This is a genomic window from Marinifilum caeruleilacunae (assembly GCF_013141825.1).
In the GTDB taxonomy this organism is placed as follows: Bacteria; Bacteroidota; Bacteroidia; order Bacteroidales; family Marinifilaceae; genus Marinifilum; species Marinifilum caeruleilacunae.
The window spans coordinates 110453-125815 of the sequence record NZ_RZNH01000002.1 but is presented as its reverse complement, the minus strand read 5'-3'; the positions used below and the strand labels follow the sequence as shown (position 1 = coordinate 125815).

The following is a 15363-nucleotide window of genomic DNA, read 5'->3' as shown; positions in this document are numbered from 1 at the left end:
TTAAGGTACAGCGCATCGAAGTCTTACTCCTACCTTAATATCATTTATGGGAGTGCAGTATGTACATGTGTGTCAATATTAAAACCCAAAAAAAGACGCCAAATGGCGCCTTTCTGTACTTTATGCTTTTAAGATTTGCTCTATTTCTTCCAGTTCAAAAATCTCAAAGTTAAGATTGTTGATGCTGTCGATGTTCTGATCGAGTTGACTTACGGAACTTGCGCCTACTAAAACTGAAGTTACACGTTCGTCTTTCAGCAGCCAGGCAATGGCCATTTGTGCCAGGCTTTGGCCTCTTTTTGCTGCAATATCGTTCAATGCTTTTACTTTGCCAATTAGCTTATCGGTAATCTGGTCTTTCTGTAAGAAACCATGCGATTTGGCTGCTCTCGAATTTTCTGGAATTCCCTTAATGTATTTGTTGGTTAGCAAGCCCTGGGCAAGGGGAGAGAAGACAATGGAACCAATTCCGTCTTTCTCGATCTGATCCAATAAACCATCTTCCACCCAACGGTCGAACATCGAGTATCGAGGCTGATGAATTAAGCAAGGCGTGCCTAGTTCGCGCAAAATACGGGCAGCTTCGCGAGTTTCATCAGGCGAATAGGATGAAATTCCAACATACAATGCTTTTCCCTGTCGTACCACATGATCCAATGCCATCATGGTTTCTTCGAGCGGCGTATTTGGATCTGGTCGGTGCGAGTAGAAAATGTCAACATAGTCCAATCCCATTCTTTTCAAACTTTGATCGAGACTGGCAATCAAATACTTTCTCGATCCCCATTCGCCGTACGGGCCGGGCCACATCAGGTAGCCAGCCTTGGTCGAAATAATCATTTCGTCGCGGTAATGCTTGAGATTTTCTTTCAGAATTTTTCCAAAGTTTTCTTCTGCCGATCCTGGCGGTGGACCGTAATTGTTGGCCAAATCGAAATGGGTAATTCCTCTGTCGAAAGCCCTGAATAAAATTTGCTTGTAATTGTCGTATAAATCTACATGACCGAAATTGTGCCATAAGCCCAATGAAATGGCTGGTAACAAGAGGCCACTTCTTCCACTTCTTCGGTAAGGCATTTCATTGTACCTATCGTCGTTTGCTTTGTGCATATTTGAATTGTTTGATGTGGCATGAAGATAGAAAGAAAGTCCGAAAGTTTAAAAGTTCGAAAGTCTAAAGGTCTAAAGGTCTTTAGGACAATTGCTTTTTCAGCGAGAAGAAAAATTCAGTGCCACCTTCTTTGCGAGCTTTTACAAAAATTCGTCCTTTGTGGAAACCAACGGCATTTTTCACAATGGATAGGCCCAAACCGGTTCCACCCATTTTTCTTGATCGGCCATTATCGGCACGGTAAAATCTCTCAAATATTCTAGGCAGGTGTTCTTCCGAAATTCCTATTCCATTGTCATGATATGAGAAATAATGGTAGTTGTTATCCTCAAAATAGTTTTCAATTTTGATGCTCGAACCTTCACCGGCATATTTTATCGAGTTATCGATCAGGTTTCTGAAAACAGAGTCCAGCAATTCCGTATTCCCTTTAATGCTCAGGTCTTTTGGAATTTGAAGTTCGATATTCATTTTGGCATGTTCCAATTTCAATTCAAAATCATCCAGCATCTCGTTTAGCAATTGTCCTACATCTACATTTTCGATGCTAAACAACTGTTGTGTTTCCTCCATTTTGGTCAGAACCGAAATATCCTGAATGAGGTTCGACAGACGATTAATTTGCACACAGGAACGCTCAATAAACAGGATTTTCTTATCCTCGGGCATGGTCGGATTGTCCTTTATGGTTTCCAAAAAACCTGAAACAGCGGTCACCGGAGTTTTCAATTCATGCGCTATATTCAAGGTCATTTCCTGTTTAATGGTTTTTTCGTTTTCCGATTTGGTGATATCGTTTATCGAGATCTCGAAATTGCAATCGGGGAAAACAACAACCTGGTACAAGAACATTTTGTGGCCTATGGTCAGTACATTTTTAGTACTAATAATATCTACATTAGGAATGTAATTGCCTTCTAACTTTTTAGTATTCGATTTGATAAAATCGTTGATCTCTTTCAGCTCAGGCAATTCGAAAATTTCTTTGTAATTGTGGGTTGAAATGTTTGCCAGGTAATTGATGTAATCGATAAAATGACTGTTCCACAGAATTAAATTTCTGTCCTTATCGAAAACCGCAACACCTTCCTGGGCAATCTGAAGGTGCATAATCAGTTTTTCCTTTTCTTTCACCAGGTCTTCCTTGGTTTTGGTAAGTTTCTTGTAAATTTTTACAATCTGGTGACTGATTTCTCCCAATTCGGTTTTTCCAAAATCTTCGTTTGGATCTATGGGACGATTTTTAGCCGCATTTACGGCAAACTTTCGAAGCTTGGCAATAGAGTTCCCAAAGTGTTCGGTTGCATAAAGCAGGAAAATAATGGTAACACCAAACAAGGCAAGCAAGAAATAGAAAAACAGTTTATTGCCTCTTAAAAAGGAAACTACACTTTCGTTATAGGGAAGAGCTGCCCTTACAAAGTGGGTGTAGTAATGTTTGGAATAGTAGTAATAGGTTTCCCCGGTAGAACCCGACAAGCGAATGTTACTTCCTTTACTGGCATGAATGGACTTCTGAACTTCCGGTCGGTTAATGTGGTTATCCAAGCGGGCAATGTTCTCTACGTCCGAATCATACACTACTTTTCCATCGCGCAAAATTACTGTCAGTCGAATATTTCGATCGGGCATTAATGTGCGCAACGAATCTACTTCTGCAAATTCGTTTTTTGTGATTAAATCTTTCTGCCTGATTAGCTCCTGAACCTGTTCGGTATAAATATTTAAAGCGTACTCTAGTTTTTCTCTTCGATATGCCCTTTCCTGCTTATACTGGAAACCACCAATTAGCACAGAAAAAATCAGTACAATTAAAAAGAAGTAAACGAATAATCGCTTTTTGTATTTCGATCCCGAAGTAGGAAGATTTGCTGTCATTTAATAAAACGAATTATACTATTTTTGGATGGGTTCGAAATAATATCCGTAACCCGATTTGGTTTTAATCAAATTGTGATATTCTCCAATTTTCTTTCTAATTCGTCGAACATTAACATCTACAGTTCTATCGCCAACATAGGTGTCGCCATCCCAGATTTTGTTCATGATTTCATCACGAGAGTAAATTCTTCCTGCATGGTTTAAGAGCAGTTGAAGAATTTCAAATTCTGTTTTGGTTAAGCCAACATCAATATTGTTGATGGTAACTTGCTTCGATTCAGGGATCAGTTTTAAATCTTCGAATTCGAAACTTGCTTCGCTTTTCGACTCAGAGAAAACACGTTTGCAAATTACATGAATTCTGGCAATAACTTCCTTTACCGAAAAAGGTTTTGCAACATAATCATCTGCTCCTGCCTCAAACCCTTGTAGTTTGTCGGTTTCACTTCCTTTAGCAGTGATAAACAAAATGGGTTTATCCTCTAAATCGGGGTTGCGACGAATTATTTTGGCCAATTCCAGACCTGAAATTTCTCCCATCATGATATCTAACAGGAAGAAATCGTATTTACTCAAGTCCAGTTTTAAAGCCTGTTCCGATGAAAAAGCTGTATCTACCTGAAAACCTTCTTGTTCGAGATTGTATTGCAGAATTTCACACAAATCCTCTTCATCATCGACTACTAATATCTTTAAATCCTTCATTTTTTGGAAATCTTTCCGGGTTTTTTTAAGGTTTAATTATAAATCGAGGTTTTAGGAAAATTCAATGATAATAGTAAGTTCTTTTTATTCTTCTTCAGATATGTCTTTGTGACGCAAGTCGATTCCCTGTTGGAAATAGATGGAAGCTTCGGCAATATTTGTTGCGTTATCGGCAACTCTCTCAATACTGCTTAAAATGTTTCCAAAGTTTAGTAAATTGTAAATGTCATTCTTATCAACACCTTCCGGCGTTTCTTTTTTCACCATTCGTTTCATTAAATCAGTTCTCATCTCATCTACAAACTCATCATTTTTAATGGTCCAAATGGCATATTCCACATCACTGTCTTCGAATGAGATTAATGATTTGCGTACCATTTTTTCACTGATCGACAACATGTTTAGAAGTGACTCACGATGTTTCTCAGGAATAAAAGGTGGCTCCATGTTTTCGATGTATCGCAATACATTGTTAAGCTGATCACCAATTCGCTCAATAAAGCCAATCATTCTGAAATAGGAAACCAGCAGACGCAATTCACTTGCCATAGGCTGCTGCAAACCCATTGTAAGAATAATATTGTCGCTCATTTTAATTTCAAGCTTGTCCAGTTTGTCCTCGTTAGACTTGAACCTTTCAACTCTTTTGGCATCGATGATATCCAGACCGTAAGAAACTACTTCATCCATAATTTCAAATTGCTCCTGAAGAATCAGTTTCATTTTACTGAAATCGGTATGCAGTTTATCGAATTTTTTATCTTTTTTAATTGACATTCTGTGTTTTGTTAAAGTGTTTGAAACGTAGTTTATTAAGCAATTGAAATCAACCAAATTTACCGGTTAGATATTCCTCTGTACGTTTGTCTCTTGGTGTGGTAAACATTTGTTTGGTCTTGCCATATTCTACCAATTCTCCCAGGTACATAAACATTGAATAATCGGAAATACGTGCAGCCTGCGACATATTGTGTGTTACCAGTACAATGGTAAAGTCTTTTTTCAGTTTCACCAGCAAATCTTCAATTTTCGAAGTGGCAATTGGATCCAGTGCGGAAGTTGGCTCGTCGAGCAAGATAATATCAGGCGTATATGCCAATGCACGGGCAATGCATAAACGCTGCTGCTGTCCACCCGAAAGGAAAGTTCCCCTGTTGTGCAGCGAATCTTTTACTTCATCCCAAAGTGCAACTTCGCGAAGCGATTTCTCCACTATTTCATCTTTTTCAGACCTTTTTAAACGAATCCCGTTCAGGTTAAATCCGGCAATTACATTGTCGTAAATGCTCATGGTTGGAAATGGGTTCGGACGCTGAAATACCATACCAATCTTTCTTCTCAATTGAATTGGATTTAGTTCGTAGATATTTTCATCGCCTAAATAAACACCACCTTTATTGTGCGTATTTGGATACAATTCGTGCATGCGGTTGATGGCTCTCAAAAGCGTACTTTTACCACATCCCGAAGGACCCATAATTGCTGTAATTTTATTCTTGGCAATCCCTGCCGAGACATTCTGTATCGCATACTTATCTCCACCATATGAAACTGACAAATCATCAATTTTTAATACTGGTGAATCGACTTTTTCAATAGGATTCTGTATCACGCTGTTCTCTTTATATTTTTCTTGCTCTTTAAGCATTTGCTCTTGTTTTAGTATTGTACTTTCCATTTTTTCGCGATGGCTTTAGCTGATAAATTCAGTACCAGGATTAATAGTAAGAGGAATAAGGAAGCACTCCATATCATATTTACCAGGTTAGGATCGTTGTAAAACTCCCAAACCAAAAGAGGTACGGCACTGGTAGGTTTCGTGATATCAGTATTTACAACCGTACTACCTAGCGCAGTAAGCATTAGAGGCGCTGTTTCTCCGGCAATTCTCGATATCCCTAAAATAACCCCTGTTAGTATTCCTGAAATTCCTGTTGGTAATATCACTTTTAAGATCACCTTGTGGTAAGGTACACCTAGCGATAATGCTGCTTCTTTTAATGTTCCAGGTATCATTTTTAGGGTTTCTTCGGTGGAACGGACAATGGAAGGCAACATCATAATTGAAAGTGCAACACTACCCGCCAAAGCAGAGAAACCATTGGTTACCGGTTTTACAATCCAGATGTAACCGATCACACCCAATACGATAGATGGAACACCTTGTAGCATGTCGACAATAAATCGTACCAGGCCGGCAAATTTACCTTCCGCATTTTCGGCAAGATAAGTACCACAAATTATCCCAATCGGAATGGCAATAAGCGAGGCCAAACCTACAATAATTAAAGTACCAATAATCCCATTTGCAATACCACCCGGAATAATTTCGTTGTTGGCATTTGCAATCATTGCCTGCATGGTGTCAGGAGCTTCTTCGAAGAAAAAGCTGATATTAAACTGGCGGTATCCTTTTACTGCCAATTGATATAAAATCAGGAACAAAGGAACACCTGAAAGAAAGGCAAGGAAAATCATTACATTGGTAAAGATCTTGTCCTTTAACAAGCGTTGTTTCAGTTTCCTGTCTGAGATTTCTGTAGAAATATTCATTTCAAATATATAATTGCGGCTAAGCCGACAGTTTCTTCATAATTAACTTACCAAGGTAATTTACGATCCCTGTGATGACAAATAGGATTAAACCGATTTCAATCAGTGCGGTTAATTTTAGTCCTTCAGCCTCACCAAACTGGTTCGCAATTAAACTGGCCATGGTATTCCCCAAATCGAAAATGCCTGTAGGGATTTCGTTGGAGTTACCAATCAGCATGGTTACAGCCATGGTTTCGCCAATTGCTCTACCTAAAGCAAGAATGTAACCTGCAAAAATTCCCGAACCTGCGTTGGGAACAATAACGTTTCTAACCACCTCGTAACGAGTGGCTCCTAGCGAATAAGCAGCTTCTTTTAAACTGCCTGGTACCATAGAGATTACCTCCGCACCAAGAGAAGAAGCATAAGGAATAATCATGATTGCCAGGATTACCGATGAAGTGAAGATTCCAAAACCCTGGGCATTTAGCCCCAACTCGGCAACCAATGGTTTCAAAGTATAAAAGCCCCATAAACCATATACTACAGATGGAATTCCGGCCAATAGATCTACCACCGATCTAAGGAAGGATGGCAATACTCCATCTTTAAAATATTCACCCAAAAACAATGAAATTGAAAAGGCGAATGGAAATGTAATAATCAATGCCAAAATGGAAGTTAGAAGTGTACCGATAATAAATGGCAATGCACCATAATTCTCGCGTCCTTCAGAAGGATCCCAATCAGCAGAATATAAAAATCCAAACCCAAATTCTTTAAAAGAGGGGATGGATCCGACAAAAAGTGTGGCAACAATTCCTACAGCAATAAGCACCATAAGAACTCCACTGCCAACCAATAAGTATCTGAAAATTTTTTCGCTGTTCATAAGATTTGAACGATTCTGTGTAAAGGAAATAACGAGCTTGTTTCAATTAGTTTTGGAGAACTTGTTCTGATAAATGTGAGTCAGGAAACAAGCTCGTTATCTATATTTTATAAGTTAGATTATAACTTTATTGCTTTTCCGTTGTAAGTAACCTTACCAAGAACAGCTTTTGCTTTTTCAACTGCAGCATCCGGAAGTGGAGCATAGTGAACTTTAGTTGTCTCTTTTTGAGCATCAGCACTAACCACCCAGTCAATTAGTTTAATGGTTTGAGTTGCCTGATCTAAACTTCTGTCGTTATAGTTTTGCTCTTTGTAAATCACCAACCAAGTAAAGCTTGATAGAGGATAACCATCAGCAGCATCGGTGTTTGTTAGGCTTACGCGAGTATCAGCTGGCATTTCACCTTTAGCAGCAGCACTAATACTTTCGGTTGATGGAAGAATGTAGTTACCAGCCTGGTTTTTGATTTGAGCCATTTGGATTCCCATAGAGAATGCATATTCAGAACCAATGTAACCAATAGCACCTTCGGTTTGACTAATTGTACCGGCAACACCTGGATTCCCTTTAGCACCAATACCAACAGGCCATTTTAGAGCTTTACCTTTTCCAACTTTTTCTTCCCACTCTTTACTGATTTTGCTCATATAGTCGCTGAAAATGAAAGTTGTACCAGATCCATCTGAACGGTAAACAACAGTAATTTCCATATCTGGTAATGTTACACCAGGGTTAACTTCTGCAATTTTAGCATCGTTCCAATTGGTAATCTTACCCATGAAAACACCTTCCATTAATTCAGGAGTAAACTTCAATTCTGGCTTTCCTGGTAGGTTATAAGCAGCAACTACAGCACCCAAACAAGTAGGAACGTGAAGAACTTCAGCTGGCATGCTAGCCAATTTCTTGTCGTTAAGAAATGCATCACTAGCACCGAAATCTACAATTTTATCAGTGATACTTCTTACACCACCACCTGAACCGATAGCACCGTAAGTAACAAGAATGCCTTGTTCTTTCGTGTAAGACTTGAAAATTTTGTTGTAAAAAGGGTATGGGAAAGTAGCACCTGCACCTGTAATTGTTTTAGCTTTTTTGTTGTTGGCAGCTTTGTCTTTACCTGCGTTTCCACAACTTGCCATTAAAGCAAGTGCGATAATAGCAGCAAAAAGCAATTGAAATTTTTTCATTCTGGTTTAAATTTTAGTTTAAAAAACGATTGTTTTTAGAATTTTTATTTTTAAAAATCTTTAAGTCGATACATTACATAGTGTGAAATTGATGTAACTTGTATCTTTTCACACTGCAATGTTAGAATACTAATGTTACAGGAATATTACAGCAATGTTAAAAAATCGTTACTTGTTGTAAGTGTCAGAAAATCAAGGATAAAAACTTGATAAAATATTTCTAAAACTGAAATTTTTCGTGAATTTCAGTTCGTATTTACAAGTATTATTACCGATAAATATTGATATCAAGCATGAAAGAAGATTTACAAAAAGTTGCTGAGATCATTTCCAATTCAAAATCGATGATTGCTTTTACCGGGGCGGGTATTTCGGTTGAAAGTGGAATTCCACCATTTCGTGGACCAGATGGATTGTGGAGCCGATGTGATCCGAAATGCCTGGATCTTGATTATTTTCATCTCAACCCAAAAGATTCGTGGCTAGCCATTAAATCGATATTCTACGACTTTTTTGGCGAAGCAAAATACAATGGCGCTCATAAAGTGCTGGCAAACTTCGAGGAAAAAGGTCTGCTAAAGGCTGTGGTTACTCAGAATATCGATAACCTGCACCAGGAAGCTGGTTCGAAAACGGTTTATGAATTTCATGGAAATTCGCAAAAGCTGGTGTGTTTGCAGTGTGGCAAAAACTATGTGCCTTCCGAAGTAAACCTGGATGAATTACCTCCAAAATGTGTGAACGATAAGAAAATTTTGAAGCCCGATTTTGTTTTTTTTGGAGAGGGAATTCCTGAAACTGCCTATCGAAAATCTTTACAGGCCGCCAGAAATGCCGATGTTGTATTGGTAATTGGAACCACCGGAGAGGTAATGCCCGCAGCCACGATTCCTACAGAAGCGAAACGAAATGGGGCAGTGGTTATCGAAATCAATACCGAAGAATCGAACTACACCGAATCAATTACTGATTTTTTTCTTCAAGGAAAAGCCAGTGAAATTTTAATGGAGATTGATGAATTGATTTCGTAATAGTGCTCTTGTAAGCTGTTGTATTTCTGGCTTCTAGTTCGAACTTATTTTGCTTTGTTTAAGATGATGCGAAGGCTTGGATTTTTTATGAGACATAAACAAAAGCAGATATCGTCGAAAATATTTTATATTTGTTAGCGATTTTGGTGATTGTGCTTTGTTGCCAACACGAAAATCATCCTCAATTAAGAATATATTTTTAATAAAAATAGAATTTCACATGAAGTTATTAGAAGGAAAAACAGCGATTGTTACCGGTGCTTCTCGCGGTATTGGTAAAGCGGTTGCAATTGAATTTGCAAAACAAGGTTGTAATGTTGCTTTTACTGATTTGTTCTACAACGAACAAGCAATGGAAACTGAAAAAGAAATTGCTGAATTCGGAGTTAAAGTAAAAGGATATGCCTCTGACGCAAGTAACTTTGCAGATACAGATAAAGTAGTTGCTGAAATTGTTAAGGAATTTGGTGCAATTGATATCTTGGTTAACAATGCTGGTATCACTCAGGATACTTTATTAATGCGTATGACTGAAGAGCAGTGGGATGCAGTAATCAACGTAAACTTGAAATCTGTTTTTAACTTTACCAAAGCAGCTCAAAGAACCATGTTAAAGCAACGTAGCGGTTCTATCATCAACATGAGTTCAGTTGTTGGTGTTAGTGGTAACGCTGGTCAGGCTAACTATTCAGCTTCAAAAGCTGGTATCATTGGTTTCACCAAGTCGGTTGCAAAAGAATTGGGATCAAGAGGTATCCGTTCTAATGCAATTGCTCCAGGTTTTATTATTACCGAAATGACTGGTAAATTACCTGAAGATGTAGTGAAAGAGTGGGCAGGAAAGATTCCATTGAAACGTGGTGGTACTCCTGAAGAAATCGCTCAAACTTGTGTTTACTTGGGATCTGATTTGTCATCGTACGTAACAGGTCAAACACTTCACGTTTGTGGTGGTATGAACATGTAAGAACACTTGCATTTAAGATATGAGCCATCTCTTCTGAGATGGCTTTTTTTTGCTCGATACTTTCTTATTACAATTCACTACATCCATTCTACAGTTGATGTCAATTTGTTTTTTTCTTGTACTCTTTATTCGGAATATTGTATCGTAGAATAATAACAATTCAGTCATGAGGATAATATACAAGCATATGAAAAAACATCTACAATTTTTACTAAGCCTGGTAGCGATCGTAATGTTGTCGACATTATCGTGTACCGCTGGCAATGGTGATTGGGACATCGTAATTACCAAAAACAACAATTGGCGAGTTGAGAACATTAAAATCTCGACCAATGGAGATATTGAATTCAACGATAACTATACCGATATTGTTGCAATGTCTGACGATGCATACATTAAAATTAGCATGGTTAGCTTTGGTATGAGACGCAAACTCTACATCAGGTCTGATGAGGGTAGAATTAACTACCGCTATTTTGAAGGAAGCAAAGAGGTCGATTTCGAACCCAAAGGAAGAGCCTGGATGAAGAAAATGCTTCCGGATATCGTAAGAAATTCTGGTTTGGACCTTGAAAACAGGGTGAACAAAACCTATAAAAAATCGGGTGTAACTGGCTTTTTGAAAGAGCTGGAAGAAACCGAAAGCGATTACTACCGCTCGCGCATGGTAAAATACTTGTTGAAGAACAATACCCTAAGCAAGAATGAACTACGAAGCCTGATTCGTGAGTTTCCATACCGAATCAATTCTGATTACGAACTGTCGCAGATTTACAAAAAATACAATCCGGTATTTATTAAAGATCCCGAGATATCAGCAGAGTTTTTTAACAGTTTGGAAGAAATATCTTCGAGCTATGAGTTGTCGCAGATTTTAAAATCGGTATACAAACTAAATGAGCTAAACGAAGAAAACTTCACTCATTTTATCGAAGCCATGAGCGACATGAGTTCATCTTACGAGAAATCGAATATCATGAAACTGGCTTTGGCCGATGATAAACTAACAGAAAAGCAATTAAATGCATTGTTAGATGAGGTCGAAGAGTTGTCATCGAGCTACGAAAAATCGCAAATTATCAAATCATTGATTAAAGAAAAAGGTTTGTCGACGGGCAATGTAGATAAAATTATCGAGTTAACTGAGTCTGTATCATCCGACTATGAAATGGGACAAATCATTAACTCCATGATTCGCGAAGAGATGATTGACCAATCGAACTTAAATGAATTTACTGCACTTCTGGATAATGTAAGTTCCGATTATACTTACAAAGGAATTTTAAGTCAGCTTGTGGATTACGAAGGTTTGGGTAGCGAGCGATTCGATTTCTTACTAGAAGCTTCCGACGACATCTCATCGAGTTATGAATTGAGCCAGTTTTACAAAACACTTTTGCTAAGAGGTAATTTGACCAAAAAGCAGCATTTGAAACTGATCGAAAAATCGAAGAACATCACGTCTAATTACGAATTGGCAAGATTTCTGACCATGGCAAGTCAAAAAATGGATGTGGAAGATGATGAAATTCGTGATGCCCTGATTGATGCAACCCAGGAAATCAGCTCTGAATATGAGTATGGCAAAGTGATGAAAGCCATCTACTCTCGAAACAGACCGAACAGATAAAAAACCTACAATTCGATTTATCGGGTGAAAATCCCGATAGGTCGAATAAATATGAATTGATTATCATTCAAAAAGATCAATGCCGTATCTTTAATTGAAAATTCAGAGAAACTCGTACAAAGTGAATAAAAATCTCCGTTTTATCATCATCAGTCCTATACTTGGAATGCTTTGTTATATGCTGGCGTTTTATAGTTATGTAGGAGAATTGCCAGGCTTTGAATACAAGCTAACCGGATACCTTCCAAGTGCTGTTTTTGGACTATGGGCAGGTGTATCTACACTTTTGGTAGGCAAATATTTGAATCAATTGGTGAGCTGGAAACAGCGCCATACCATTCGTTTTCTCATTCAGTGTTCTGCCTTGTATGTTATTGGCTTGATCCTGATAGCCATCTATTCTGAAATGTTTTTGATTTCGCTTCGCGGAGATCTAAGCTATTCACAGTTTTGGTTGATTTATAACGATGAAATATTTAAAACACTTTTAATTCTGTTCCTGGTAGTATTGGTATATTGTATCATCGATTTTATGATCTATTCCTTCACCCAGATGCGAGAAGAGGAAATCCGATCGGTAGAATTGATGAGCAATCAGCTGAATTTACAATTCGAGGCTTTAAAATCTCAATTGAATCCCCATTTTCTTTTTAATTCACTGAATACAATCTCCTCATTGTTGTATAAGGATAAAGAAGTGGCCGAGAAATTTATTCGAATGTTTGCCGAAAGCTATCGATTTATTTTCAAGCAGAACAACAGGCCATTGATCCCTCTGCAGAAGGAATTGGATTTTGTTCAATCGTACAACTACTTATTGCAGGTAAGATTTCAGGAAGCCTACGAGTTGAAGATTAATATTCCGGAGAATGCAATGGAGTCTTACGTTCCGCCACTTTCGGTTCAAATGCTTGTGGAAAATGCCATCAAACACAACCTCATTTCGCAAACCTCACCCTTATCGGTAGATATCGAGATCGATAACAATTACCTTTGTGTAAAGAACAATATCAACCCATTGCGAGAACAGCCTGAATCCTTTCAGATTGGGATTGAAAATATCAGAAAAAGATATTCTTTCTTTACCAACGACAGTATTTTGCTGGATAAGAATGAGCATTTTAAGGTAAGTCTGCCTTTGATTTTACAATCTGTGAGTAACTAATTTGTTAGACCTTGCACCTATGAAAGCCAATTATTTAAATAACAATATATACCGCCTGCTTGCCCCACCAATCGTGGCCATACTGGTATATCTTTTAATGCTTTTGATTTTCGACCGTTTGTCCGAAATCAGTAATAACTTTAGTCCTGAAGAATTAATATTCCTGGTTTTTGTAACTGCATGCTTGTTTGAATCCTACCGATTTTGGTTGATCAAAACAGAAAAAATAAAAGCATTGGCAAAAAATAAACTGCTGAAGTATTCGGTGGTTTATACAGGAAGTTTTTTGATTACGATTGGCCTGATCTATTTCTTATTTGCAGTCTATTTTAAACTTGTAATTGGAATTAACGAATTCTCGGCTGAATTAGTTTCCTTCCTCATTATATTTATTTTGGTAGGAATTCTATTCCATCTCTTTTATTTGAGCATTCGATTTTTAGACAGGCAAAACTCTCTGCTTCTCGAGAAGGAAGAAATGAACAGAAAAAGCATTGAGTTCGAGCTGGAAGTTTTTAAAAACAAATTGAATCCTGATTTTTTGTACGAATCGCTCGAGAGTGTTATCAGCTTAATTCGAAAAGATGATGTGGAGCATGCCGAGCAGTATATCGATCATTTGGCCTTGTTTTACAGAAGAATATTGGGGAATCGTTACTCCGAAATTATTAGCCTTGAAGAGGAAAAGCTGAAAATTGATGAGTACATAAAACTCAGAAACTACCATTATTCAGACAATTTAATTGTAAATTGGAACCTGGATGAATTGAACAAGGTAAATGTTGTTCCCAATATGATTTTACAAACGGTACAACTCATTGAATATGGGCAACAGGTAGATATCAATACAGAATTGAAAATTGAAATCAGCCAGGATGAAGGGGATTTGATTTTTGAATTTCTTTCGTCGGAAAGGTTGACTCCTCTGCCGAAATTTAAGAAGCTAAAGGAGGCCATACAGAAGGCATTAAGCTTTTATACCAATAAATCTTTCGTTTGGGAACGAGTTGGCCAAAGCATTAAGGTTTCGATTCCTAAAATTAATTTAGAAGACTAACAAATACCAGATACACTGCACCACAAAATGAAGGTTATAATAATTGAAGATGAAGTTTTAGCAGCTGATAAGTTGGAAAGACTATTGCATAAATACGATCCGCAAATTCAGGTAATCGATCGATTTGAATCCATTACAGAATCGTCTATATGGCTGGGAAACCCCGAAAATGTAGCAGATCTGATTTTTCTGGATATTCATTTGGTGGATGGATTGAGCTTTGAAATCTTCAATAGGGTACAGGTAAAAACCCCAATTATTTTTACCACCGCCTATAACGAATATGCTCTAAATGCCTTTAAACTAAACAGTGTAGATTACCTTTTAAAGCCAGTTACTTTCGATAATTTGTACGATGCCTTGAAGAAATATGAGAGCATGAAGGAATCTTTTGGAGCAAAATCCATAAAGAGTATCGAAGAATTGAGCGAGGCATTGGCCAATATCCAAAAGGATTATAAAACCCGTTTTATGGTGAAAGTGGGAGAAAAGCTGAAATCGTTCAAAGCGGATGATACCGAATTGTTTTACGCCGAAGGGCGTGATGTTTTTATTTTATTGAGCGATGGCAAAAGATATATCATCGACTACAAAATGGAAGAGTTACAGGATTTGCTCGACCCAAAACAGTTTTATCGCATCAGTCGTTCCTTTATTGTAAATATCAATGCCATTAATGATGTGCTTGTACATTCGAATTCTCGTTTAAAGGTGGTTTTAAAAACAGATTGCGAACGAGAACTAATTGTGAGCAGAGAGAAGGTTAACAATTTCAAGAATTGGTTTAGCGGCAGTTGATTAAAACTGACGGATAATCAATTGTTTTCTTTTGTGGATAATTGTTCCCAATATCCAACCCCAAATTAGGTAGCATAAGAGGTAATAACCGGTGCCAATAAATTGTACACCGGTAAGCATGCCGATCAGTACAAGAAATAAACCAGTAGTTCCGCCAAGCAGAACACCTTTGCCGGCACTAAGTTGGTTCACACCAAAGCCAAGGAGCAGAGCTGTAGCAAAAGAGCCCAGGAATAAACATGTCCAATCGATCATGAGTATTTGATGGCGAAAGCTTGTCCATGGAATTGCCAGTTCCTCTGCCAGGTAATTGGTAAAGACAAATCCATAGAGAAGGCTGGTTAGAATAGCACTTGCCACAGCTCCTCCAATAATTATTCGTATCATTTTTTTCTTTT

General features: G+C 37.8%; 15 protein-coding genes. 6 read left to right on the top strand and 9 right to left on the bottom strand.

Features of this window, described 5'->3' with window-relative positions; translation table 11 throughout:
• Positions 1 to 120 precede the first annotated feature (120 nt).
• From mgrA to pstS, 8 genes are all read right to left on the bottom strand, one after another.
• Complete coding sequence (gene mgrA, locus ELS83_RS02035) at positions 121 to 1110, bottom strand: L-glyceraldehyde 3-phosphate reductase (protein WP_171593846.1); 990 nt, start codon at positions 1108 to 1110, stop codon at positions 121 to 123.
• Between the two features lie 82 nt (positions 1111 to 1192).
• Positions 1193 to 2989, bottom strand: coding sequence for a sensor histidine kinase (phoR, locus tag ELS83_RS02030; protein WP_171593845.1), 1797 nt, complete (start codon positions 2987 to 2989; stop codon positions 1193 to 1195).
• A gap of 18 nt (positions 2990 to 3007) precedes the next feature.
• Positions 3008 to 3697 carry a two-component system response regulator PhoB gene (gene phoB, locus ELS83_RS02025; protein ID WP_171593844.1) on the bottom strand — a complete coding sequence of 230 codons (690 nt, stop codon included), beginning with the start codon at positions 3695 to 3697 and terminating at the stop codon, positions 3008 to 3010.
• A gap of 84 nt (positions 3698 to 3781) precedes the next feature.
• Positions 3782 to 4474 carry a phosphate signaling complex PhoU family protein gene (locus ELS83_RS02020; RefSeq protein ID WP_171593843.1) on the bottom strand — a complete coding sequence of 231 codons (693 nt, stop codon included), beginning with the start codon at positions 4472 to 4474 and terminating at the stop codon, positions 3782 to 3784.
• A 49-nt stretch (positions 4475 to 4523) separates the two neighbouring features.
• Positions 4524 to 5375, bottom strand: coding sequence for a phosphate ABC transporter ATP-binding protein PstB (gene pstB, locus ELS83_RS02015; protein ID WP_171593842.1), 852 nt, complete (start codon positions 5373 to 5375; stop codon positions 4524 to 4526).
• The gene (pstA, locus tag ELS83_RS02010; RefSeq protein WP_171593841.1) at positions 5357 to 6250 is read right to left on the bottom strand and encodes a phosphate ABC transporter permease PstA; all 894 of its coding nucleotides are present in this window, start codon (positions 6248 to 6250) and stop codon (positions 5357 to 5359) included. Before pstA ends, pstB begins: the two co-directional genes overlap by 19 nt.
• A 19-nt stretch (positions 6251 to 6269) precedes the next feature.
• Complete coding sequence (gene pstC / locus ELS83_RS02005; RefSeq protein WP_171593840.1) at positions 6270 to 7124, bottom strand: phosphate ABC transporter permease subunit PstC; 855 nt, start codon at positions 7122 to 7124, stop codon at positions 6270 to 6272.
• A gap of 119 nt (positions 7125 to 7243) precedes the next feature.
• A complete protein-coding gene (gene pstS / locus ELS83_RS02000; protein WP_171593839.1) occupies positions 7244 to 8317 on the bottom strand; it encodes a phosphate ABC transporter substrate-binding protein PstS in 1074 nt (357 codons plus the stop codon).
• A 293-nt stretch (positions 8318 to 8610) separates the two neighbouring features.
• Here pstS and ELS83_RS01995 point away from each other — a divergent pair, with 293 nt between their 5' ends.
• The 6 genes from ELS83_RS01995 to ELS83_RS01970 all read left to right on the top strand — a co-directional run bounded on the left by ELS83_RS01995 (position 8611) and on the right by ELS83_RS01970 (position 14965).
• A complete protein-coding gene (locus tag ELS83_RS01995; protein ID WP_171593838.1) occupies positions 8611 to 9348 on the top strand; it encodes an NAD-dependent protein deacylase in 738 nt (245 codons plus the stop codon).
• Positions 9349 to 9568: 220 nt separating this feature from the next.
• Positions 9569 to 10315, top strand: a complete 747-nt coding sequence (gene fabG, locus ELS83_RS01990) for a 3-oxoacyl-[acyl-carrier-protein] reductase (RefSeq protein WP_171593837.1) — start codon at positions 9569 to 9571, stop codon at positions 10313 to 10315.
• 187 nt (positions 10316 to 10502) lie between these two features.
• On the top strand, positions 10503 to 11945 hold the full coding sequence (locus ELS83_RS01985) for a hypothetical protein (RefSeq protein ID WP_171593836.1): 1443 nt from the start codon (positions 10503 to 10505) through the stop codon (positions 11943 to 11945).
• Positions 11946 to 12066: 121 nt separating this feature from the next.
• Positions 12067 to 13110 carry a histidine kinase gene (locus ELS83_RS22550; protein ID WP_171593835.1) on the top strand — a complete coding sequence of 348 codons (1044 nt, stop codon included), beginning with the start codon at positions 12067 to 12069 and terminating at the stop codon, positions 13108 to 13110.
• Between the two features lie 19 nt (positions 13111 to 13129).
• Positions 13130 to 14167, top strand: a complete 1038-nt coding sequence (locus ELS83_RS01975) for a histidine kinase (protein WP_171593834.1) — start codon at positions 13130 to 13132, stop codon at positions 14165 to 14167.
• A 27-nt stretch (positions 14168 to 14194) separates the two neighbouring features.
• The gene (locus ELS83_RS01970; RefSeq protein WP_171593833.1) at positions 14195 to 14965 is read left to right on the top strand and encodes a LytR/AlgR family response regulator transcription factor; all 771 of its coding nucleotides are present in this window, start codon (positions 14195 to 14197) and stop codon (positions 14963 to 14965) included.
• Here the strand turns inward: ELS83_RS01970 and ELS83_RS01965 are convergent, their stop codons facing one another.
• Positions 14966 to 15352 carry a hypothetical protein gene (locus tag ELS83_RS01965; RefSeq protein WP_171593832.1) on the bottom strand — a complete coding sequence of 129 codons (387 nt, stop codon included), beginning with the start codon at positions 15350 to 15352 and terminating at the stop codon, positions 14966 to 14968.
• Positions 15353 to 15363 lie beyond the last annotated feature (11 nt).